Consider the following 22,947-nt stretch of genomic DNA (forward strand, 5'->3'; position numbering starts at 1 on the left):
CGTTGTTGTCCCTTTCGCGCCGCGAAAGGGACAACAACGCGCCCCTCGGCGGTTCTCAGAGGGTCTCGGGGCGGAGGTCGAGGCGGCGCAGGAGCTGCGCGTTGAGGGCGACCACGATGGTCGAGAGCGACATCAGGATGGCTCCGACGGACATCGGCAGCACGAACCCGATCGGTGCGAGCACGCCGGCCGCCAGCGGCACCGACAGCAGGTTGTAGCCGGCCGCCCACCACAGGTTCTGCTTCATCTTGCGGTAGCTCGCCCGCGAGAGCCGGATGACCGAGAGCACCGAGCGCGGGTCGTCGCTGGCCAGGATGACGCCGGCGGAGGCGATCGCCACGTCCGTTCCCGCACCGATCGCGATCCCGACGTTCGCGCGGGCGAGGGCGGGAGCGTCGTTGACGCCGTCGCCGACCATCGCGACCGTCCGGCCCTCCGACTGGAGCTCGGCGACGGACGCCGCCTTGTCCTCCGGGCGCACGCCGGCGTAGAAGCGTTTGATCCCGAGCTGAGCCGCGACATCGGCGGCCACGGCCTCCGCGTCGCCGGTGATCATGACGACCTGGATGCCGAGGTGCTGGAGCGCGGAGACCGCCTGGCGGGATTCCTCGCGGACGTCGTCGGCGAGGCGGAGGGCTCCGACGGCCTTTCCGTCGACGAGCACGTGCAGGATGATGGCGCCCTCGGCACGCCAGGTGTCTGCAATCGCGCGCTCCGGCACGCCGTGCGACGCGAGGAGCCCGGGGCCGCCGACCTCCACCCGGTGTCCGTCGACGGTCGCGGCGACCCCGACGGCCGGAGACGACGTGAAGTCGGTGGCTGCGGGAACGGGAAGCGAGCGGGTGGCGGCGCTCGCGACGATCGCCCGAGCGAGGGGGTGCTCGGAGTCCGCCTCGGCCGCCGCTGCGAGCGCGAGGACGCGATCGTCGTCGCCGTCCGCGTCCACCGCGGTGACGGTGGGCTCACCCTTGGTGAGCGTCCCGGTCTTGTCGAACAGCACGGTGTCCACGGTGCGCATGGTCTCCAGCGCGAGCCGGTCCTTCACCAGGACGCCCCCGCGGGCGGCGCGCTCGGTCGCGATCGAGACGACGAGCGGGATGGCGAGCCCGAGCGCATGCGGGCAGGCGATCACGAGCACGGTGATAGCGCGGACGACGGCGTCGTCCGGGTGACCGACGGCCGTCCAGACCACCGCGGTGACGGCGGCGGAGCCGAGCGCGAACCAGAACAGCCAGCCGGCCGCGCGGTCGGCGATCCGCTGCGCGCGGGACGACGAGTTCTGAGCGTCGGCCACCAGGCGACGGATCCCGGCGAGGGCGGTGTCGTCGCCCACGGCGGTCACCTGCACGCGCAGGGCGGAGTCGGTGGCGACGGTCCCCGCGACGACGGGGTCGCCGTCGGAGCGGCGCACCGGCCGCGACTCGCCGGTGATCATCGACTCGTCCACGTGCGCACTGCCGGAGACGACCCGTCCGTCGGCGGGGACACGACCGCCCGGCCGCACCAGGACGATGTCGCCGACCGCCAGCTCGGCGGGGGAGACCGTGACGGTGCCCTCGCCGTCCACTTTCTCCGCCTCGTCGGGCAGAAGCGCGGCGAGGGAGTCGAGGGCGGACGTGGTCTGTGCCAGCGACCGCATCTCGATCCAATGGCCGAGCAGCATGATGACGATCAGGAGGGCGAGCTCCCACCAGAAGTCGAGCTGGTGGTCGAGCAGGCCGAGGGTGGCGCCCCACGAGGCGACGAACGCCACGGTGATCGCCAGCGCGATCAGCAGCATCATCCCGGGTTTGCGGGCGCGCAGCTCGGAGACGGCTCCGGTCAGGAACGGCCGGCCGCCCCACACGAACATCACCGTGCCGAGGACGGGGGAGACCCACGTCAGCCACGCGGCATCCGGGAGCCGGTAGCCGAGGATCATCGCGAACATCGGGGAGAAGAGCACGACGGGGACCGCGACGACGAGCATGATCCAGAACAGCCGGCGGAAGGCGGCGACGTGGTCGCCGTGGCCGGCGTGCCCGCTGTGATCGTGGCCGCTGTGGCCTTCGCCGTGTGCGCTGTGGTCGTCGTGGTCGTGGTCGTGGCCGCTGTTGTCGTGCCGGGCGTGCGGATCGCCGTCGCCCCCGGCAGCGTGCATTCCGTCGTGCTCGTGCCCGGCAGCGGCTGCCCCGGCGGTTTCCACCTCGGTGCTCGACACCTCGCCGTGCTCCGTGTGCCCGGTCATGCCGTCCTCCGTTCCTCGGTTGCGTGTGCGGTGCTGCCCGTGGCGGCGAGCGGCCGGAACGACCGCAGCCGGAGGCTATTGCTGACGACGAAGACGCTGGAGAACGCCATCGCGGCCCCGGCGATCATCGGGTTCAACAGCCCGAACGCCGCCAGCGGCAGCGCCGCCAGGTTGTAGGCGAATGCCCAGAACAGGTTTCCGTGGATGGTCGCCAGCGTACGCCGGGAGAGCCGGATCGCGTCGGCCGCGGCCGTGAGATCGCCGTGCACCAGGGTGAGGTCGGCGGCCTGGATCGCGGCGTCGGTGCCCGTGCCCATGGCGATGCCCAGATCGGCGGAGGCGAGCGCCGCCGCGTCGTTGACCCCGTCGCCGACCATCGCCACCCGGCGCCCTTCGGCCTGCAGTCTGCGGACGACCTCCGCCTTCTCCTCCGGCAGCACGCCGGCAATGGCCGTGTCGATGCCGACCTCCTGCGCCACCCGCCGTGCGACGGTCTCGTTGTCGCCGGTCAGGAGCACCGGGTCCAGCCCGAGTCGGCGCAGTCTCCTCACGGCCTCCGCGCTGCGCGGCGCGACCGTGTCGGCCACCGCGAGCACGGCACGGGCACGGTCGCCCCAGCCGACGACGACGGCCGTCCTGCCCGACGACTCCGCCTCGGCGACGGCCCGCTGGAGGCCTGCGCCGAGCGGCATCCCCGCCGCCGTCACGAATGCTGCGCGGCCGACAACGACGCGCTCGCCGTCGACGGTCCCCGTGACGCCCAGTCCGCCGTCCGACCGGAAGCCGGTGACCGGGGGCAGCGCACCCTCTCGCTTCGCGGCGTCGGCGATCGCGCGGGCGATCGGGTGCTCGGAGGCGTCCTCCACCGCGCCTGCGCGGCGCAGGGCCTCGGCGGTCGCAGTCTCGTCGTCTCCGCCGGGTTCGTCGCTGTCGCCCGTGATGCCGACCAGGGCCATCCGACCGGTGGTGACCGTCCCGGTCTTGTCCAGCAGGATGGTGTCCACCCGCCGGGTGGCCTCCAGCACCTCCGGACCAGTGATGAGGATACCGAGCTGCGCTCCCCGGCCGGTGCCGACCAGCAAAGCCGTCGGCGTCGCCAGCCCCAGCGCGCACGGGCAGGCGATGATGAGGACCGCCACCGCGGCGGTGAATGCCGCCTCTGCCGGGAAGCCGAGCAGCAGCCAGGCGATCAGCGTCACGACGGCGATGCCGATGACGACCGGCACGAAGACGGCGCTGATGCGGTCGGCGAGTCGCTGGGCAGCGGCCTTGCCGGACTGCGCGTCCTCGACCAGGCGGGCGATCTGCGCGAGTGTGGTCTCGGCCCCGACCCGCGTCGCACGCACCACGAGCCGGCCGCCGGCGTTGATCGTACCGCCGGCGACCGCGGCGCCGGGCGCGACCTCCACCGGGACGGACTCGCCGGTCAGCATGGCGGCGTCGACCGCGCTCGTGCCCTCGGTCACGATGCCGTCGGTGGCGATGCGCTCACCGGGTCGCACGACGAACACGTCGCCGACGACCATCCGATCGACGGGGATGCGCACCTCGCGAAGGTCGTCGGAGCCGGGAGCGGGCCGAAGCACGGAGGCCTCCTTCGCCCCGGACTCGAGCAGCGCGCGCAACGCGGCACCGGCCTGTCGCTTGGACCGCTTCTCGAGGTACCGCCCGGCGAGGACGAACACCGTCACGCCCGCGGCCACCTCCAGATACAGGTCGGCGCCCGACATCCCGTGCGCCGCCGCGCCGCCGAAGAGCAGGGCGTAGACCGACCACACGAATGCCGCAGAGACTCCGAGCGAGACCAGCGTGTCCATGGTGGCGGCCCCGTGCCGCAGGTTGACGGCGGCGGCCCGGTGGAACGGCCAGGCTCCCCAGGCGACGACGGGCGTCGCCAGCACCAGGGCGACCCACTGCCATCCGGGGAACTGCAGTGCGGGGATCATCGACAGCAGCACGACGGGGAGGCCGAGGGCCGCGCTCACGATCAACCGGGTGCGCAGCGCCGCGAGCTCGTGGTCGCCGGTGTGCCCGGCGCCGGCTGACTCGGCGCGGCCCGGCGTCGGCGGCGTCGGCAGCTCGGCGGTGTAGCCCGCGCTCTCGACCTGCGCGACCAGGAGCGCGGGGTCGTAACCGATCGGCGCGAACACCGTGGCCTTCTCCGTCGCGTAGTTCACGGTCGCCTCGACACCCTCCAGCCGGTTGAGCTTCTTCTCCACCCGGGCGGCGCAGGAGGCGCACGTCATCCCGCCGATCGCCAGCTCCAAGCGGGGCTGCGGGCGTGCGGCGTCGGTCGTGGACATGGGGGCTCCTCCGGTCGGGGCGGTGCGGGCGGTGGTGGGCGTCGCCGGTGCGGTCGGTTCAGGCGCGGACGGCGCTGTACCCGGCCTCTTCGACCGCGGCGAGCACGAGTGCGTCGTCGACCGCGGAGGCCGACTCGATAGTGAGCACGCCGGTGGCGGCTGAGACCTCGATGCCGGTCACCCCGGCGATCGCGGTCACTTCTTCGGTCACAGCGCGCTCGCAGTGCGCGCAGGTCATCCCGTCCACCTGGAATGTCGTGGTCGTCATGTCTCGCTCCTTCGGCTGTCGATCGGGAGTTCGCATACCCAGAGGGGGTATTAGGAACGCTACGACGATATACCCACCAGGGGTACTAGTCAAGCCGTGCGGATAGTGCGCGAGCGATGGCTCGCACGGACGACGACGTGGTCAGATCGTCGCGAGCACCAGGTCGAGCGCATCGACGAACCGGTCGGCGCTCTCCCGCGTGATGCACAGCGGCGGTTTGATCTTCAGCACGTTCTTGCCGTCGCCGGTCGGCTGCACGATGGCGCCCTCCTGCAGCATGCGCTCGCAGATCAGGGCCGCCTCCGCGGTGGCCGGCTCCAGCGTCTCGCGGTCGCGGACCAGCTCGACCCCGAGGTAGAGCCCGAGACCGTGCACCGCTCCCACGAGCGGATGCCGCTGGCCCAGCGCCCGGAGTCGCGCTGCGAGATGGTCGCCGACCGTCGCGGCGTTCTGCTGGAGGCCCTCGTCGCGCATCACGTCGAGCACCGTCAGACCGACGACCGAGCTGACCGGGCTGCCGCCGGCGGACGAGAAGAAGCTGCCCTCCGCCGCGAACGACTCGGCGATCTCCCGCCGGGTGATGACCGCGCCGAGCGGGTGCCCGTTGCCCATCGCCTTGGCGATGGTGATCACGTCGGGCACGACGCCCTGCTGCGTCGATCCCCAGAAGTAGTGGCCCAGCCGCCCGTAGCCGACCTGCACCTCGTCGGCGATGCACACGCCGCCGCGGGCGCGCACCCGCTCGTAGACGCCGGCCAGGTAGCCGTCGGGGAGCATGAGACCTCCCGCGTTGCCGAAGACCGGCTCGGCGATGAAGCCGGCGATCCCGGTGCCCGCGGCGTCGAGGCGGGCGAGCTGCTCGTCCAGCTCGGCGAGGTAGGCCGGGGCGGAGTCGGCACCGCGGTGGCGGCCGTGGAAGACGTTGGGCGAGGCGATCAGCTCCACCCAGTCCGGCCGGGTCTCGAGCGCGCGCGGGTTGTCGCCGAGCGAGGACGAGACCGCATCGGCGCCGGCGGTCCAGCCGTGGTAGGCCTCCGTCACGGCGAGGATGGTGCGCCGCGCCGTGTGGACCTGCGCCAGCCGGAGCGCGAGGTCGACGGCCTCGCTGCCGCTGTTGACGAGGAACACTGTGTCCAGGCCGTCCGGGGCGACCTCCGCGAGCCGCTCGGTGAACCGCGAGAGCTCCTCGTAGTGGAAGCGTGAGTTCGTGTTCAGCCGTGCCCACTGGTCGCGGACGGCGTCGACGAGGCGGGGGTGCGCGTGCCCGATCTGGGTCACGTTGTTGACCATGTCGAGGTAGCTCTGGGCGCGCGTGTCGAACAGGTGGTGGCGCCAGCCGCGCTCGATGAGGGGAGGCTCGGCGAAGTAGTGCTCCTGCACGCGGGCGAACGACGCGTCACGGCGCGAGAGGGCGGCGGCCGCGTCCGGGTCCTGCACGGCGAGGTCGATGCCGAAGAGTGCCGACGGGTCGGGAGAGACCTCCGCCCAGGCCGCGGCGGCCAGCGCCGGAGTGACGAGCGCGGGAGGCCGGCGCCCCGGGATCCGGCTCAGCTGGGCGTTCAGTCGCACCGCGCTCCCGATCGCCTCCCCGCGTTCGACGGAGGCCGTGGTCAGCGGCCGGGACAGGCCGCCGAGCCAGAGGTCGATGCCGTCGCCGTGCAGCAGCCAGGAGCCGTCGGTGAGCCGCAGCTCGCCGGCGAACGGCGCGTGCACGACCAGACCGGACGGCGCGTCGAGGGTCACGCCGAGAGCAATGGTGGCCGACGCCTCCGAACGGTCGAGCACCGCGCGGCTGAGGCGCGCTTCGCCGTAGCGGGTGAGCGCGTGTCCGTGTGCCCGGCAGATCGCGCCGAGGACCTCGTCTTCGGCGTCGGGACGGGTCCAGCGGCCGGCGTCCAGAACGTGGCCCGTCACCGACAGGTCGGCCAGGTTCTCGTGGGCGCTGTCGATCGCGACCAGGCGACCGAGCGCGGGCGCTGCCTCCTCCTGGTGCCCGGCCGTCGCGAGTCGGGCCCGCACGACGGCCTCCACCTCGGCCGCGGGGAGGCGGCGCGCGACGTCGAAGGCGACCCACTCGTGGGCGCGGTTCTCATCGGCGTACGCGTTGTCGCCGTCGAGGGCGACCTGCTGCTCCCCGCTCACGACGAGCACTGCGCCGCGCAGCACCACGAGCGGCCAGAGTGCGGCCAGGTCCACATCGTCGAGCGGCGACTCCTCATGGAACGCCTCGATGACGTCGAGCACGGCGAGCGGGTCGTCCGGAACGTGGTGGAGCGCACTCGCCACGGTCGCCGCCAGCTCGGCGACGAGCCAGCCGTCGGCGACGTCGCCGAAGTCGATGACGCCGGGACCGTCGTCGCCGAGCACGATGTTGTCGTCGGTGACGTCGCCGTGCACCGCCTGCACGCGCAGCCGGTTCCGCAGCGGCGCGAGCGCGGAGAGCGCGCGCTCCGCCGCCTGCTGCACGGCGAGCCGCTTGGCCAGCTGCGGCACGTGGTCGGCGAGCAGCTCGACCACGTCGCCGCTGATCCGCGCGTCCCACTGGGTCGTTCGGGTGAGGCCGGCGTGGCGCAGCCCGGACAGCCCGGCGGCGATGCGGCCGGAGAGGCGCCCGAGCGTGCGCAGCTGCTCGCGGCTGGGACGCGCGACCTCGGTCAGCGGGTCGCCGTCGAGGAAGCTGAGGACGCGCGCGTTCAGGGTGCGACCGCGCACCTCGACCGCCACCACTTCGGCGCCGTCGAGCGCCGGGACGACGGTGGGGATGCGCACGTCGATTCCGGCGAGACGTTCGAGCGCGGCGTTCTGGGCGTGGAGCTCGTCGATCGAGAAGACCGGGTTCGCGACCTTGAGGACGAACCTCTCGGTGCCGGTGTCGATGAGGAAGTTACGATCCTGGTTGCTGCCGAGCTCGGCGATGCGGCCCGACAGCCCGAACACCTGTTCGGCGACGGCGGCCGCGTCGTCGGGACCGACCTCCGGACGGGGCAGCGAAGGCTGGGTGAGGAAGTCGGAGTTCGGCACGGATGCTCCTCGGCGTGCGGACGCGCGGCGCTGGTCGGCGGCCGTCGAATCGTCGGTGGGCTGGACGCCGCCAGTCTATTGAAGCGGACACCGGGCTCGCATCCAGCGAACGCACGGCAGCAGCGCCGTAGCATCGACGGGTGAAATCGTGGAGGACAGCGGTCGTGGCGTTCGTGATCGACGCCGTGCTCGTCCTCGTGTTCGTGCTGATCGGCCGGCGCAGTCACGGTGAGGCCGCAACGGTCGCCGGCGTCTTCACCACCTACTGGCCGTTCTTCATCGGCCTGGTCGCCGGCTGGCTGGTGACCTGGGCGTGGCGCCGCCCGCTCGCGCTGATCTGGCCGGGCGTACCGGTGTGGCTGATGACCGTCGCACTCGGCATGCTGATCCGCACCTCCGCCGACCAGGCCGTCGAGCCCGCTTTCATCGCCGTGGCCTTCGTGGTGCTCGGAGTGTTCCTGGTCGGCTGGCGGATCGTCGCGATCCCGTTCGTGCGGCGGCGCGCGGTGCGGCGGGCATAGGTCCGCACCGCGGCTCGTCAACGTATCAGCGACGCAGGGCTGCGACCGGTTGAATCCGGGCCGCTCGAATTGCAGGTACTAGCCCCGCAGCGGCGCCTACGACAGTGCCGATGAGGGGTGCCAGTAGTGTCACTGCCGGGTCGAGGATGGCCGTCCACGACTGTGCAAGTGCCACGGCGATCGTCATGGACACACCGACTGAGGTGCCGACGAGACCGCCGATCGATCCGAGGAGGGCCGTTTCCGTCATGATCTGTGTGGCGATGTCGAAGGGACGTGCGCCAAGTGAACGCCGGAGACCCAGCTCCGGCAGTCTTTCGTAAACAGCGACCAACGTCGTGTTCGCGATGCCGATCCCGCTGATCACGAGGATCACGACCGCGATCGCGAAGAAGACAGACGACAACGAGTCGGAAACGTGGGATTCGATCGTGAACACCTCGGGAGGTGGGGTGGCGCGCATGACCTCCGGTCGGTCGGGTCGGAGCGCACGTGGCGCTTCACGTGAGACCTGAACGGCAGATCCGAGGTGCGTCCTGATCAGCATCGTCGCCGGCGAATGGTCATCGGGCTCGCCGTATGCGTCGAGTGCCGTCGAAGCAGGAACGAACACGCGATTCAGGGCGCCCGCGTCACGGCGAACATCTCCGAGGACTCCGATCACTGTGTAGCCGCTGCCTCGGATGTAGATCGTCGGTGAATCGGCGACGGAGGTGATTCCCAGGGCACGGGCTGCCCCCTTTCCCACAACCGCTACCCGTTGCGCATGGAGATCGTGAAATTCGTCCGTCAGAACGCCCGCCTCCATGGTCGGCTCGAGCGCCCGAAGATATCCTGCCGATGCCGCGTGGACCGGCGAGACGACCGAAACTGCTCCGGGATCGAGGCTCGGCTCGATCGCGATGTCTCCCCCCGGAATCGGCCAGGTGCGTCCTGCTGCGATGACGCCGTTGAGAGCGTCGATGATCCCGTCGGCATCACGAGGGAAGCTATAGACGGTCGGGCTGGCCGAGGTGGCACCGGCATCGCTGATCACGACCTGCGATGCCTTGGTCTCGGAGAACACGGCTGAGATCTGGCCGGAGGCGGTCGTCGTGAGCCCGATCACAGCGACGAATGCGCCAACGCCGACCACGGTTCCGATCGAATTCGTGATGGTTCGTCGCGGCCGGGCCGACATCGTCGCGAACGCCTCGCGTATCAGATCGGGAAAAGCGATTCGGGTCGGTCGGGTGGGGGCTGGAGGTTCTGGAGCGGAATCATGCGCTTCGGCCATCGCGTATCCCCTCCGCGCCACGAGGGCCGTTGTCGAGTCTTCCGTCGCTGAGGCGAAGGCGTCGTCGAGCCCGAGCTGCCGTCGAGGAGTCGTGCGTGATGACCATGATCGCAACTCCCCATTCGTTCAGTTCATCGAAGAGTGACAGGATCTGGTCGGCTGTCGAAGGGTCGAGATTTCCGGTCGGTTCGTCGCAGAGCAGAAGTCGCGGGCGTTCTACCAAAGCTCGGGCGATCGCGACACGTTGCCGTTCGCCTCCGGACATGGTCGAGGGAAGCGAGTCGGCACGGTGAGAGAGGCCGACTCGCTCCAACATGTCGCGGGCTGCGCTCATGCGACTCGTCGCGGACGGATCCGAGTAGAGACGCCCGAGGGCGACATTCTCTGCTGCGCTGCGCTGTGCGAGCAAGTGGAAGTCCTGAAACACAAAGCCGATGTGTCTGCCTCGGAGCGCGGTCCGCGCCGTCTCGGAGAGTTCTGTCGTCTCGATCCCCTCGAAGCAGTACGTCCCCGCTGTCGGGCGATCCAAGAGCCCCAGGATATTGAGCAAGGTTGACTTTCCCGCGCCGGAGCTTCCAAGCACGGCGACGTAGTCGCCGGATGCGATCTGGAGAGAAATCTCTGAGAGGACTCGTTCGGGAGGAGGCCCGGCGAATGTGCGGGTGACGCCGTTCATGTCCACGATGGGACGAGCGGTCGTGGGGCCGCACGATTCCCCGATCATCCCGTGACGACCTTGTCTCCTTCAGCGAGTGTGCCGTCGGTTCTCGGTCGAACTTCGAGTCGACCCTCATCTGAAGCGCCCGTCGTGACCGCGATTTCCACGCGTCTTCCGCCCCGCACGACGATCACGACCGTCTCGCCGCGACTCGTGGAACGAATCGCCGCGGTGGGGACGATCAACACAGGCGCGGGAGTCGCAGCCGTGATCACGGTGACCCGGACGGCTCGCCCTGACCAACTCGGATCCAGCGGTTCGACCGGCGTCACCGTCATCGGGTACCCGTCGGGCGTGTTTGCCGAGTCGCCCGCGGACGTCGCAGCCGAGTCCGCACCTTTCGCGAATGGCTTGAGTTCTGTGACCTCTCCGGAGGCTGAAAGCCGATGGACGTCGTCTGAGATCGTGACGGTCTGCCCTGGGGAGATGGCTGAATGGCTTCCCGGCGGAACCGTGGAATATACCGCGAGATTGCCGATGTCGATGGTCAGGAGCACGGTTTCGGTGCTGGCGAGATCGTCACCGATCGATGCCGAGACGGTGCTGACGACGCCCTGCCCGCCCGGAATGAAGATGACTTCACCCAGAGGGAGTCGAACACCGGTAGTTTCCTCGACGCTCCGGCGCTTCTCTGTTGCCCGAGCGATGTCCTCCGCGTCGAACTCGATCTGTTGAACGATCTCGGCGCGCGCCGAGTCAGCGGGAGCAGCGTCGAGTGCGAGCTGGTGTTGCGCGAGCCGTCGCTGCGCGGCAACAAGCTCGTCGTTCGCTGCTTGGAGCGGATCCGGGCCGGCGGAATCCGTGTTCGCCGTCGTGGCGGCCTCGAACCCGCGGTCGCGGTAGAGCGCTGCGAGGGCCGTCTTGGTCTGGAAACCGAAGACCCCATCCGCGGCAGCGACCGGAAGATACCCGATGGCGGCGAGTGCCGATTGAAGTTGTCGGATATCGTCTCCGCGGCCGCCGGGGAGCATGTCTCGATAAGCGGGTGTGTCGCCCGAGAGCAGTATCACCGGGCGCCCGGAGACCTGCGCGACGACATCTCCGGATGACACTGCCGAACCGACACCGTGAGGCAATCCTGTGACGATCGCAGACGCTCCGGACGACGGGAATGCTGGGCGAACCGGAACGCTCTTCATCGACAGCACGCGGCCACGGATCGTGACGGTGCTCTGGAGCACGTCCTTCTCCACGGTGGTTGTCAGAGTGGATGGCGGTACCGACGATCGATCGGCCGCTGCCTGCCCGGGAGACTTGATCGCGAGCGAACCGATCAGACCTGAGATCGAAAGTAATGTTGCGCCACCAGCAATGATGAGCATGATACGTTGGCGACGGATCATCCGACTCGCGCTGGTTCCGAGGGGTCCGTCCTCGCCGTCGGGTGCCGCGTCGCGTCGTCCGGCCCGGCCCCATGATGTGCGCTTCACTCAACCGCTCCCGCGCAGTGATGCGGATACTCCTGTGTGGATGGTGAACGCACCGCATTCCTTTCTCGCATGCTCGTCGACGGGTTCGAACCCCGCATCATTCGGCCCTGTGATCAGGAAGGACACTTTCCGGTCCTCGAAATCTGCTTGGTTGATGAGCCATCGATACGGACTCATGGTCTGGTCCACTTGAAGTAATCGGTTCGGCTCGTCGAGATAGGCTTTGGCGGAGCGAACCGTCCAGAACTGTCCAGCTCCGGTGCCTTCTGCAGATTCGATCCAGTCAATAACGCACCGCAGATCAGGATCCAGCGTTCTCGAGATGTGGTTGAGCCGGCACGCGGCGAGGAACGCCGCCGAGATCGCGGCGAGTACGCCCAACGCTCGGACCAACCGATGGACGCCGGTGCTGCGCAGCCGCATGCGGAGGATCACTATGAGACCGGCCACCGGCGCGAAGAACAGAGCCGCCAGGTATCTGCTCGCCTGGGTTCCCAACAGCACGGAACCGACCAGGATCACGAGCGGAGCGATCATCCCGAAGCCGCAGACGAGGATGCCGGCAGTATTCCTGCGGAGTGCGTGGATGCGATACGCCACGGAGCAGGCTCCGATCGAAGCGCCCGTCAGAAGTACTGCGACGAGTCCGTCCGCGGTGGCTGCCCGTGCGCTGATGAGCCCTGCATAGTACTCGAGGGAGGCCAGGACGCGATCAAATCGCGCATACGTCGCGACGTCAGACACGATCACCTCGGAGAAGGGGAGTCGAAGGGCGATTCCGGACCCAACTCCGAGGAGTAGAAGGGCGATGATGGTCGCTCCTTGCTGGACCCCGACTCGCTTCGCACGGACGATCAGCAGGACGACGAGGATCAGGGGCGTGGTGCACCAAGCGAGGTAGATCGGGTTCGACATCGTGCTGAGCGCGGCGATTCCGGTCACAGCCGCTCCCAGCCGAAACCTCGGGCGATCGGCAGAGACGAGCCGCGCGACCAGGGCGACCGACAGGAGCATAGCGACCGTGGTGGCGCCGTAGTAGGTCCCCGTGACCACAAGTGATGCGACCTCGAGGCTGTTGCGATCGTCTGATCGGTCGAGCGAGATCAGAAGAAGCACGAACGCGAACCCGAGCAACGCTGACGCGATGTCTTTCCTTCGATGGCGATCGAGTCCCGCTGCGTATGGCAGAAAGCGGAGGGAGACGTAGAGGATCACGCAACTGGCGACGGCATACGCGAGGAACGTTCCCTTGGTCGTCAGACCGAGAGAGTCGAGGAGCAGAAAGAGCGACAGTTCCGGCAGGAACAGAACCGGCGAGAGTGCCCAGTCCTGGGGTTGACTGATACGCAACGACCCGGCGACCAGCGCGGGGAGGACGGAATCGCCGTCGTAGAAGAGCAACCACGCGCGATCTCCGGACGCGAGTACGGCTACAACCGAGAGGGACCCGACCAGTGCAAAGGCGAGGCCGCCACCTTCGACGAGAGTCGCGGTCGCGAGCCGGTGCACTGACCAGCGCCCTGTCTCGCGCTGATCGCGAGACAGGGCGGAGTTGGACGGACGAATGATCGCTCGTCAGTCGATCTTGATGCCCGAGATCGTCTGGGTCGCGATCGATGCGCTGACGTACTTGGGGAACGATACGAACAAACTCTTGCTGCCCTGTACGTACCCGGCGTTGTTCCCCGAGATAATCGAGTAGACGCCGTTCAACGTCACGCTGGCGTAACCCGCGTTCCCCCAGCACGTCGTGCTGCTCGAAACGAGGTTGAGCGTGTGACTCACGCAGCCCATTCTGGTGATCGCGCTCGCCGCGCCGGCGCTAGTGACAGTGAATCCGGCCGCTAGCAGGGCGACAACCGCCGTTCCGATGATTCCTCGACGCAGGTTCTTCGCCATTGTGTTTCCTTTTCGCTTATCTGTGACGCTCGAGCGCGCCGCCTTTAGAAGGTAGTATTTCTATGTAGATATGTCAACTGTCGTGATGAGAAGAGAGCCATATGCTGAGTCGAATGCGGGTGTCCTGTCTGGCGGTGCTGGTCATCGGGTCTGTGGCGATGGCGGGCTGTTCCAATGCAGAAGCTCCCGGTGCATCGGGCGAGTTGTCGCTCGGACCGTTCGAGCAGGTGTCGAGCCCGGAACAGGTCAACCGGCCCATTGATGCCTATGTACTGACGGCCGATCGGAGCGTGGAGCTGGTGGACGCGGAACGCCGTTTGATCTCCTCTTGCTTGAGTCGCCTTGATCCCGCTTTCGTTGCCACGGCGTGGTCAGCGCCGGGCGATGAGCAGATGCGCGCGTATTTCAGGAGCCTCGTGAGCGACGATGTGCTCCGATCGGATCTCTGGGGCTTCTTCGATCCGTCGCAGGCTCTGATCTCGGGATATGAGCGAGCCGATGCGGGACCCGCGGTGCTCGACATGCCGATGCCGCCCGCGTCCGAACAAGACGTGACAGCCTGTATCGGTGAAGCGCGGGACCGGCTTCCGGGCGCTGCCGGCGCGATCGGTCTTGTCGGCCTGAACGCGCTGCCGGACGGGGGCCCTCCCGTACCTGTGACGGACTCGCGATTCGCCGCCGTCGTCTCCGAATGGAGCGCGTGCATGCGTGCTTCCGGCTACGACTACCCTGGCCCGCTCGACGCCATCGCGGCCCTCGCGTCCCGTGGAGACGCGGATCGGCAGGCCAGCATCGCCGTCGCATCGAATGACGTGCGCTGCAAGATCGAGACGAACCTGGTCGGTATCGGTTTGGCAGTGCAGTCCGCGTACGACCAGGAGTACATCGATCGCCACCGTGATGCCCTGGATCGGCGTCAAGCCGCGATCGAAGCATTCCTTCGCGCCGCCGCATCGAGTCGCTGATCGAAATGCCGTTGGCCCCAGGCCTCGACTTCCTGACCCCTCAGAACGCCCCAGCCACCACCGTCGCGACCGTATAGATCGCCAGCCCCGCCAGCGCGCCCACCACGGTCCCGTTGATGCGGATGAACTGCAGGTCGCGGCCCACCTGCGTCTCGATCTTGTCGGTGGTCTCGGCCGGGTCCCAGCCGCGGACGGTCTCGGTGATGACGCTCGCGATGTCGTGGCGGTAGGTCGCGACCAGGTAGCGGGCGGCGCCGGAGATCCGCTCGTCGAGGGAGGCGCGCAGCTGCGGGTCGGCGGCGACCCGGGCCGCCGCGTCGGCCAGGGCTGCGGCTGCGCGTTGCCGCACGACGCCGTCGGGATCGCTCAGGGCATCAACCGCCGCTGCGCGGGCCGCCGTCCACGCGGTCGCCGCCAGCTCGCGGATGCGCGGGTCGTCGAAGGCGCGCGCTTTGGCCGACTCGAGCCCTGCGATCGTCTCCGGATCGTGCTGGAGCCGGTCGCTGAGCTCGGCCAGGTAACCGTCGAGAGCGCGGCGCGCGCGGTGGGTCGGATCGTTGCGGACCTCGGCGACGAACCGGCGCAGCTCCTGGTGCACGCGTTCGTCGACGAGCCTGTCGACGAACGACGGCAGCCACGACGGCAGACGACCCGAGACCAGGTTCGTGAGGGCGTCGGGGTGGATGACGAGCCAGTCGTCGAGCCGGTCCAGCAGCAGATCAACGGCGTCGTGGTGGCCTCCAGAGGCCAGGATCCGCTCGCCCAGCCGACCGATGGGCGGTGCCCACTCCGGCTCGATGACGTGCGTGCGCACGACCGCCTCGACGGCCTCCCGCATCCGGTCGTCGTCGAGCAGACCGGCCAGTCCGATGACCGCGCCGGACGCCTCGGCCACCACTCGCTTCGCGTTGCCCGGCTCGATCAGCCAGCGGGCGACGGCGCCCGACACATCGTAGGCGGCGAGCCGGGCGGCGACCACGTCGTCCGACAGGAACTCGGTCTCGACGAAATCGCCGAGGCTCTCGCCGATCTCGTCCTTGCGCGTCGGGATGATCGCGGTGTGCGGGATGCGCAGGCCCAGCGGATGCCGGAACAGCGCGGTCACCGCGAACCAGTCCGCAAGCGCGCCGACCATGGCCCCCTCCGCCGCCGCTCGGACGAACCCGAGCCACGGGTACCTGTCCTGCAGGGCGAAGGAGACGGCGAAGATCACTGCGGCGACGGCGAGCAGGCTGGTGGCCAGCAGCTTCATCCTGCTCAGGCCGCGGCGGCGCTCGGCGTCGCGCTCCGTCGTCGTGGTCACCGGCTCAGTGGTCACCGGACGAGGTGGAGCTCGCGGCCGGTGTTGTTCAGCCGCTGCGCGCCGTCGGCGGTCGCGACCACGATGTCCTCGATGCGGACGCCGAACCGGCCGGGAAGGTAGATGCCCGGTTCGATCGAGAAGCACATCCCGGCGACGACGGGCTGCTCCTCGCCCTCCACCAGGTACGGGGGCTCGTGTGTCGTGGTGCCGATGCCATGGCCCACGCGGTGCACGAAGTACGGCCCGTAGCCGGCGTCCGCGATCACGGCGCGCGCGGCCCGGTCGATCTCCTGCAGCGGCACACCGACCGCGACCGCGTCGAACGCGGCCTGCTGGGCGCGCTTGACCACCTCGAAGACCTCGTGCTCCTCGTCGGTCGGTTCGCCGACGTGCACCGTTCGGGTCGTGTCCGAGCCGTAGCCGTCCATCAGCCCGCCGAAGTCGAGGACCACCATGTCGCCCTGCTGGATGATCCGGTCACCGGCCTCGTGGTGCGGGTTGGCACCGTTCGGGCCGGAGCCGACGATCGTGAAATCGACCTGCGAGTGGCCGTGCTCGCGCAGCAGTCGGTCGAGGTCGGCGGCCACCTCGCGCTCGGCGCGGCCCGCGAAGGCCACGGACAGGATGTCCTCGAACGTCGCGTCGGCAGCTGCGCCGGCGGCGGCGAGCCGGTCGATCTCGTCGACGCCCTTCACGGCGCGCAGGAGGGGGAGGACGTCGGAGAAGGCGCGGAAGCGCACATCCGGGAGCTCGTGCTGCAACGCCAGCAGGTGCAGCGCCCAGGCGGAGTCGGAGATGCCGTAGCGGCCGCCCGACCAGAGCTGGTCGACGAGCGGGGCGTGCTCGTCCTCGCCGTCGGCCCAGGTGACCAGCCGGATGACCCCCGCCGCCCGCGTGGCGGCGGCGCTGTCGTGTTCGAGCACCGGCACGATCATGGTTGGCTCGCCCTCGGCCGGGATCACCAGCATCGTGAGCCGTTCCGTCACCGGGGGCAGGTAGTCGGCGAAGTACGCCAGGTCGGGTCCCGGCGCGACCAGGAGGGCATCGAGGTCGGCCGCTCTGGCCTGGGCTGCGCCGCGCGCGAGGCGCTCGGCGAAGTGCTGCGCGGTGATCTCCTGCATGACGCCTCCGTGTGTCTGATCGGGTGATGTCTGCTTCGGGTGAAGTCTGCTTCGGGTGCTGCCGTCTCAGCCCTCGATCGGGCCGAGCCACGCATTCGCGACGGTACTGTGCGCCGACTCGGCGTCGGAGGGATGGAAGATGCCGGCGAGCACGTCGCGGTAGAGGCGGCCGAGCTCGCTCCCCGAGAAGTAGGTGGAACCTCCGGAGACCCGGATGGCCTGGTCGACGACGCGTCGCGCCGTCTCCGTCGCCCGGATCTTCATCCCCACGAGCTTCGGGAACCACTGCGCTCCGTGGTCGGCGAGCGTGTCGACGTCGCGCGTGATGGCGTCGAGCTGGGGGAGGAGCGCGTCCTGATCGATCGCCGCGTCCGCGATGCGCCACCGGATGTCCGGGTCGTTCGCGTAGCTGCGGCCGTCGTTCTTGAGGCTCTTCCTGCGGTGCGCGGCGGCGACGGCGAGCTCGAGCGCACGCGCGCCGATGCCGGTGTAGACCGAGGCCAGGAGCAGCTCGAAGTTGGCGAAGATCGCGAAGACGAGCGGATCGGGGTTGGGGCCGGGATCGAGCCGGCGCACGATGCGGTCGGCGGGGGCCGCGGCTCCGGTGAGCACGGTTGTGCTGCTCTGGGTCGCCCGCATCCCGATCGTGTCCCAGTCCTCCCGGATCTCGAACCCGCCTGCCGTCCGGTCGATGAAGCCGTAGACGATCTTGGGGGCGTCGGCGCTCTCGGTGTCGAGGCCCATCGTTCCCAGCCGCGTCCATGCGGGGGACAGCGACGTGAAGATCTTGGTGCCCGTGTAGCGGTATGAGCCGTCGGCCTGCGGCCGCGCCTGCGTCATCGACCCGAACAGCACCAGGTCGTTTCCGGCCTCGCTCAGCCCGAACGCGAACACCTCGCCGGTGCCGGCCTCCCGCAGCAGGAACTCCAGCGAGTCGTCACCACGGTCGCGCAGCGTCTTGGCCACGCCCGTCCAGACCAGGTGCATGTTGACCGCGAGCGCGGTCGCGGGGGCGGCTCCTGCCAGACGGACCTGGAGGCGGGCAGTCTGCTCCAGCGACAGCCCGAGGCCGCCGAACTCGGCGGGGACCAGCGCCTTCAGGTAGCCGGCTTCGGCCAGCTCGGCGAAATCCTCGGTGAAGAAGCGGTTCTCGGCGTCGTACTGGGCGGCCCGCGAGCGGAACCGTTCCAGTCGCTCCTCGCTCAACAGCAATTCGTGCGCACTCACCTTCCACAGCCTAGGTGCCGAGACGGCTCGAGGGGCACGTGAATGCCCCTCAAGCCGCTTCGTGCGGGACTTCAGGTGCCCCGCGATCCCTGCTTACTGGGCGGTGTAGCCGCCGTCCACGAGGTGATAGCTGCCGGTGATGAACGATGCGGCGTCGGAGGCGAGGAACGCCACGAGAGCAGCGACCTCCTCCGGCTCGCCGAGGCGGCCGAGCGCGTGCTTGCTCTCGAGGAACTGCAGCGCATCCTGGGTCATGTTGGCCTCCACCAGCGGCGTCTTGATGAAGCCGGGGCCGACGGCGACGACGCGCACCTTCTGGTCGGCGTACTCGAGGGCGGCGTTCTGAGTGAGGCCGAGGAGGCCGTGCTTGGCGGTGACGTAGGCGGACGAGTTCGCGAAGCCCACGCTGCCCAGGATGGAGGCCATGTTCACGATCGCGCCTCCGCCGTTGGCGGCCATCGCGGTCAGCTGCGGCTGCATCGAGTACAGCACGGCGTTCAGGTTGACCTCGATGACCTTCCGCCAGCTGTCGAGGGAGTAGTCGGCGACGGGGGCGGCCGCGCCGCCGATGCCGGCGTTGTTGACGGCGATCTTCAGCGGCGCGAGGGCGTTGGCGGCCTCCACGCTGGCCACGGCGAATGCCGGGTCGGTCACGTCGCCGGCGAGTGCGGCGGCGGTGCCTCCCGCAGCCTCGATCTCGGCGACGACCGCCTTCGCGTGCTCCTCGTTCAGATCGGTGACCAGGACCGCGGCGCCGCTGGCCGCGAGGGTCAGCGCCACTGCGCGTCCGATGCCCGAGCCTCCACCTGTGACGATCGCGGAGCGGTCGGCGACATCGTACTGAGCCATGGGGAATTCTCCTTCCAGATATCCGACACCTGTCGGATATCTCCATTGTACGATCGGAAAGTGAACACAGGGAAGCCGACGCAGGGTCGATCGAGTGCGCCTCGGGCGAACAGCGGGAGCACGGTGGGGGACGCCGCGACCCCGCGCCTCGACGCCCGCCAGGAGAAGACGCTCGCCCGGCTGACCTCCGCCGTCCTCGCGCTCGCCGCGGAGCAGCCGATCACCGAGGTGACCGTCTCCCGGCTGGCCGCGACAGCGGGCGTTCACCGGTCGACGGTGTATGAATACGCCGCGTCACCCGTAGCCCTGCTGCAGCGGGTGCTGCGTGGCGAGCTCGACGCGCTGCGCGCCGAGTACCTGGTCGACGTGGCGCCCGACGACGCGGCGGCGGCGATCGGCGGGGTCACCCGCGCCGTGCTCCGGCACGTCGACGACCACGACGCCGTCTACCGGCGCGGACTCGGGGTGGAGGGCGCAGGGGCGGGACTCGACGCGATGCTCAGCGAGCACTTCCAGGGCTCCATCGAGTTGCTCCTGCAACAGCACAGCGTCACGGTGCCGGCCGCCGACGAGCTGGAGAGACGCGCGATCGAGCGCTACCTGGCCGACGGGATCATCGGCGCCATCGACGTCTGGCTCACCCGGCCGCGACCGCGCGACGTGGAGGCGCTGCTCGCCCTCCTCGAGCGGCTCACCCCGCCGTGGTGGCCGTCCCGCTGAGCGAGATGCCCTCCACCACATCCAGGTAGGTCGCGCCGTCGAAGCCGTCGAACAGGACGGTCTGGATGACGTAGCCCTGCACCAGGCTCATGTACACCGACGCCTCGCGCTCGGCGCGCACGCGGGCCTCGTCGACCGGCATCGTCTGCCCGTGCCAGTCGGTCAGGTAGTCGGTGAACATCGAACGGATCCGGTCGCCGATCTCCGAGGACATCCGCTTCAGTCCGGGATTGATCGGAACCTGTCCCCAGACCTGGACGAGCAGTTGCACGTCGATGATGTGCGACAGCAGGCCCGTGACGAGCAGGCGGACGATCTCGCCGGGGGAGGCGAGCGGCTGGACGGTGCGCGCCTCGGCGACCTCCAGGAAGCGCGCGTCGAGGATCTCCGACGCGGTGAGCTCGATCAGCTCGTCCTTGCTCGCGTAGTGCCCGTAGATCGCGCCGGCCGACAGGCCGGACTCGGCGATGATGTCGGCCATCGAGGTCGCGGCGAAGCCGTTGCGCGCGAAGCAGCGCAGCGCGGCCTGCGCGATCTCGTGACGCCGCGCGCTGCGGTACTCCTCGGTGACCTTGGGCATGTCGGCCTCCTCGTCTCGGGATCCTCGGAAAAAGAACGTTCGTTCTTGACAATAGCGTCGGCGATGTCGATTATAAAGAACGAGCATTCGTTTTTATTGGGGAGTTCGCCATGAGCATCAGCACCGAGCGGGACGCCGAGCGTTCCGCACAGAAGACCCGCGCGGCGCAGTCCGCGCCACCCCTCGTGCACACCCCGTGGGCGCGCACGATCGCGCTCGCCGTGGGAGCCGCGGCGGTCGTCGTCGTCATCCTGCTGGCCTTCCTCTGGCCGACCGTGACCTCCACCGTCAAAGACCTCCCGATCGGCGTCGCCGGGCCGACCGGCCAGGTGACCGCCGTCGAGAAGCAGCTCGACACGACCGCCGACGGCGCGTTCGCGGTGACCTCGTACAGCGACAGGCAGGCGGCGGTCGACGCCATCCAGAAGCGCGACGTCTACGGGGCGATCGTGCTGGGCGACACCCCGGAGGTACTGACCGCCTCCGCCAACGGAGCAGCGGTGGCGCAGATCCTCAACCAGGTCGCGACGACGCTGCAGACGCAGGCCAACGCGCAGGCGGCCGCCGCCGTCGAGCAGGCGATCGCCGCGGGTCGAGCGCCGGCGGGGACCAAACCGCCGACGATCACCGTGAAGGTCACCGACATCGTGCCGCTGTCATCCCGTGACGCGCGCGGCCTCGGACTCGCCGCGTCGTCGTTCCCGCTGGTGCTCGGCGGCATGATCGGCGGCGTGCTCATCTCGCTGCTCGTCGCGGGCAGTTGGCGCCGGCTCACCGCCGTGCTGCTCTACGGCGTCGCGGGCGGATTCGCGGTGACCGGGATCCTGCAGGGATGGTTCGGCATCCTGCAGGGCGACTTCTGGTCGAACACGCTCGCCGTCGGGCTCGCGATGTTCGCGACCGCGGCGTTCGTGGTCGGCATGAACGCGCTGTTCGGTCGCGTCGGCATCGCCATCGGCGCTGTGCTGACCGTATTGGTCGGCAACCCGCTCTCCGCTGCCGCCCAACCGCTCCAGTTCCTGGTCGGGCCGTGGGGCGCGATCGGGCAGTGGTTCGTCCCGGGCGCATCGGTGTCGTTGCTGCGCGATCTGTCGTACTTCCCGTCCGCCGACGCGCTGTTCCCGTGGCTCGTGCTGCTGGGCTGGGCTGCGGTCGGTGTCGTCGGGATGCTGGCGGGCCACTTCCGCAACCAGGAGGTCACCGAGGCCGCAGCCTAGGTTCTCCGCGCTGCGGGCCGCCTAGGCTGAGGGAATGCAGCAGCGAACTCTCGGACGCACCGGGCGCGACGTCTCGGTCATCGGTCTCGGCACCTGGCAGCTCGGCGCCGACTGGGGAGACGTGTCGGAGGCCGACGCCCTCGCCGTGCTCGACGCGGCCACCGGGGCGGGCGTGACGTTCCTCGACACGGCGGACGTGTACGGCGACGGCCGCAGCGAACAGCTGATCGGCCGCTACCGTGCCGCGCATCCGGAGCTGCCGCTCACGGTCGCCACCAAGATGGGCCGCCGTGAGTCGCAGGATCCCGCCAACTTCACGCTCGCGAAGTTCCGCGAGTGGACCGACCGCTCCCGCCGCAACCTCGGCGTCGACACCCTCGACCTCGTCCAGCTGCACTGCCCTCCCACTTCCGTCTTCTCGAACGCCGCCGTCTACGACGCCCTCGACACCCTGGTCGAGGAGGGTGCGATCGCGAACTACGGCGTCAGCGTCGAGACCTGCGCGGAAGCGCTGGAGGCGATCGCCCGCCCGGGCACGGCCTCCGTGCAGATCATCCTCAACGCGTTCCGGCTCAAGCCGCTCGACGAGGTGCTCCCGGCCGCGCGGGAGGCCGGCGTGGGGATCATCGCCCGGGTGCCGCTGGCCTCCGGCCTCCTGAGCGGCCGCTACTCGGAGACCACGACGTTCGCTCCGGACGACCACCGCAGCTACAACAGGCACGGGGAGGCGTTCGACGTGGGGGAGACCTTCTCCGGCGTCGACTACGAGGACGGCGTGCGTGCGGCGCGCGAGTTCGCCGCGCTGGCGCCGCAGGGCGTGACGCCCGCCCAGGCCGCGCTCGCCTGGGTGATCGCCCAGCCCGGCGTGACCACGGTCATCCCCGGCGCCCGTTCGCCCGAGCAGGCCCGCGCGAACGCGGCGGCCGCCGCCGTCGAGCTCGGCGACGGCTTCGCGGACTCCGTCCGCGCCCTCTACGACCGCTACTTCCGCACCACCACCCACCCCCGCTGGTAGTCGAGGGGCACGTCACGAGTTGACGCAATCGGGCGATGAGGTCGGCGGAGTTGGTGAGGTCGCCTGACGTGACCCGAGCTACCCGCCACCCGAGGTCTTCGATGCGACTCTGGCGCTGAATGTCCTTCTGCCAGATCGAACGCTCGACCCGATGGATTTCTCCCTCGTACTCGAGCGCGACTCTGTGCACGGGAAAGGGGAAGTCGACGCGCGCGATGAACTCACCAGCGCGTCCGAGCAGTTCGTAGTAGAGTGTGGGCGCGGGAAGCCCTGCCCGAGAGAGCAGC

Annotated in this window: 19 protein-coding genes; 5 read left to right on the forward strand and 14 right to left on the reverse strand. The window is 69.5% G+C overall.

What is annotated here, in order from left to right:
- Positions 1–55 precede the first annotated feature (55 nt).
- From JNB50_RS09595 to JNB50_RS09610, 4 genes are all read right to left on the reverse strand, one after another.
- On the reverse strand, positions 56–2,227 hold the full coding sequence (locus JNB50_RS09595) for a heavy metal translocating P-type ATPase (protein WP_374222258.1): 2,172 nt from the start codon (positions 2,225–2,227) through the stop codon (positions 56–58).
- Positions 2,224–4,530, reverse strand: coding sequence for a cation-translocating P-type ATPase (locus tag JNB50_RS09600; RefSeq protein ID WP_208039894.1), 2,307 nt, complete (start codon positions 4,528–4,530; stop codon positions 2,224–2,226). The genes JNB50_RS09595 and JNB50_RS09600 overlap by 4 nt, the downstream gene beginning before the upstream one ends.
- A gap of 58 nt (positions 4,531–4,588) precedes the next feature.
- Positions 4,589–4,798 (reverse strand): heavy-metal-associated domain-containing protein, encoded by a 210-nt coding sequence (locus JNB50_RS09605; protein ID WP_208039895.1) that lies wholly within the window; start codon positions 4,796–4,798, stop codon positions 4,589–4,591.
- 141 nt (positions 4,799–4,939) lie between these two features.
- Positions 4,940–7,819: an aminotransferase gene (locus JNB50_RS09610; RefSeq protein ID WP_208039896.1), complete on the reverse strand. Its 2,880-nt coding sequence runs from the start codon at positions 7,817–7,819 to the stop codon at positions 4,940–4,942.
- Between the two features lie 140 nt (positions 7,820–7,959).
- Between JNB50_RS09610 and JNB50_RS09615 the strand changes: the two genes are divergently transcribed.
- Positions 7,960–8,340: a DUF3054 domain-containing protein gene (locus tag JNB50_RS09615; RefSeq protein ID WP_208039897.1), complete on the forward strand. Its 381-nt coding sequence runs from the start codon at positions 7,960–7,962 to the stop codon at positions 8,338–8,340.
- Between the two features lie 25 nt (positions 8,341–8,365).
- On the opposite strand, the gene JNB50_RS09620 is transcribed toward JNB50_RS09615, so the two are convergent.
- From JNB50_RS09620 to JNB50_RS09640, 5 genes are all read right to left on the reverse strand, one after another.
- Entirely contained in the window at positions 8,366–9,616 is a 1,251-nt protein-coding gene (locus JNB50_RS09620; RefSeq protein ID WP_208039898.1) for an ABC transporter permease, read from the reverse strand.
- Positions 9,600–10,292, reverse strand: a complete 693-nt coding sequence (locus JNB50_RS09625) for an ABC transporter ATP-binding protein (RefSeq protein WP_243768264.1) — start codon at positions 10,290–10,292, stop codon at positions 9,600–9,602. The genes JNB50_RS09620 and JNB50_RS09625 overlap by 17 nt, the downstream gene beginning before the upstream one ends.
- 44 nt (positions 10,293–10,336) lie before the next feature.
- Positions 10,337–11,656, reverse strand: coding sequence for a peptidoglycan-binding protein (locus JNB50_RS09630; RefSeq protein WP_208039900.1), 1,320 nt, complete (start codon positions 11,654–11,656; stop codon positions 10,337–10,339).
- A 108-nt stretch (positions 11,657–11,764) separates the two neighbouring features.
- Entirely contained in the window at positions 11,765–13,165 is a 1,401-nt protein-coding gene (locus JNB50_RS09635; RefSeq protein ID WP_208039901.1) for a hypothetical protein, read from the reverse strand.
- 174 nt (positions 13,166–13,339) lie between these two features.
- Positions 13,340–13,663: a hypothetical protein gene (locus JNB50_RS09640; protein ID WP_208039902.1), complete on the reverse strand. Its 324-nt coding sequence runs from the start codon at positions 13,661–13,663 to the stop codon at positions 13,340–13,342.
- Positions 13,664–13,776: 113 nt separating this feature from the next.
- On the opposite strand from JNB50_RS09640, the gene JNB50_RS09645 reads away from it, so the two are divergent.
- A complete protein-coding gene (locus JNB50_RS09645) occupies positions 13,777–14,628 on the forward strand; it encodes a hypothetical protein (RefSeq protein ID WP_208039903.1) in 852 nt (283 codons plus the stop codon).
- A gap of 40 nt (positions 14,629–14,668) precedes the next feature.
- Here JNB50_RS09645 and JNB50_RS09650 read toward each other — a convergent pair whose 3' ends face one another.
- From JNB50_RS09650 to JNB50_RS09665, 4 genes are all read right to left on the reverse strand, one after another.
- The gene (locus JNB50_RS09650; RefSeq protein ID WP_208039904.1) at positions 14,669–15,946 is read right to left on the reverse strand and encodes a DUF445 domain-containing protein; all 1,278 of its coding nucleotides are present in this window, start codon (positions 15,944–15,946) and stop codon (positions 14,669–14,671) included.
- Entirely contained in the window at positions 15,943–17,052 is a 1,110-nt protein-coding gene (locus JNB50_RS09655; protein WP_208039905.1) for an aminopeptidase P family protein, read from the reverse strand. The genes JNB50_RS09650 and JNB50_RS09655 overlap by 4 nt, the downstream gene beginning before the upstream one ends.
- 66 nt (positions 17,053–17,118) lie before the next feature.
- The gene (locus tag JNB50_RS09660) at positions 17,119–18,279 is read right to left on the reverse strand and encodes an acyl-CoA dehydrogenase family protein (RefSeq protein ID WP_307794669.1); all 1,161 of its coding nucleotides are present in this window, start codon (positions 18,277–18,279) and stop codon (positions 17,119–17,121) included.
- Positions 18,280–18,372: 93 nt separating this feature from the next.
- On the reverse strand, positions 18,373–19,128 hold the full coding sequence (locus tag JNB50_RS09665; RefSeq protein WP_208039906.1) for an SDR family NAD(P)-dependent oxidoreductase: 756 nt from the start codon (positions 19,126–19,128) through the stop codon (positions 18,373–18,375).
- A 60-nt stretch (positions 19,129–19,188) separates the two neighbouring features.
- On the opposite strand from JNB50_RS09665, the gene JNB50_RS09670 reads away from it, so the two are divergent.
- Positions 19,189–19,848, forward strand: coding sequence for a TetR/AcrR family transcriptional regulator (locus JNB50_RS09670; protein ID WP_307794670.1), 660 nt, complete (start codon positions 19,189–19,191; stop codon positions 19,846–19,848).
- On the opposite strand, the gene JNB50_RS09675 is transcribed toward JNB50_RS09670, so the two are convergent.
- Positions 19,820–20,428, reverse strand: a complete 609-nt coding sequence (locus JNB50_RS09675; RefSeq protein WP_243768265.1) for a TetR/AcrR family transcriptional regulator — start codon at positions 20,426–20,428, stop codon at positions 19,820–19,822. The genes JNB50_RS09670 and JNB50_RS09675 overlap by 29 nt on opposite strands.
- A gap of 110 nt (positions 20,429–20,538) precedes the next feature.
- Here JNB50_RS09675 and JNB50_RS09680 point away from each other — a divergent pair, with 110 nt between their 5' ends.
- Together JNB50_RS09680 and JNB50_RS09685 are read left to right on the forward strand one after the other, a co-directional pair.
- Positions 20,539–21,645, forward strand: a complete 1,107-nt coding sequence (locus tag JNB50_RS09680) for an ABC transporter permease (protein WP_208039908.1) — start codon at positions 20,539–20,541, stop codon at positions 21,643–21,645.
- Between the two features lie 34 nt (positions 21,646–21,679).
- Positions 21,680–22,660 carry an aldo/keto reductase gene (locus JNB50_RS09685; protein WP_208039909.1) on the forward strand — a complete coding sequence of 327 codons (981 nt, stop codon included), beginning with the start codon at positions 21,680–21,682 and terminating at the stop codon, positions 22,658–22,660.
- The last annotated feature ends 287 nt before the right edge of the window (positions 22,661–22,947 follow it).

The organism is Leifsonia sp. TF02-11 (genome assembly GCF_017565305.1).
Classification (GTDB): Bacteria; Actinomycetota; Actinomycetes; order Actinomycetales; family Microbacteriaceae; genus Leifsonia.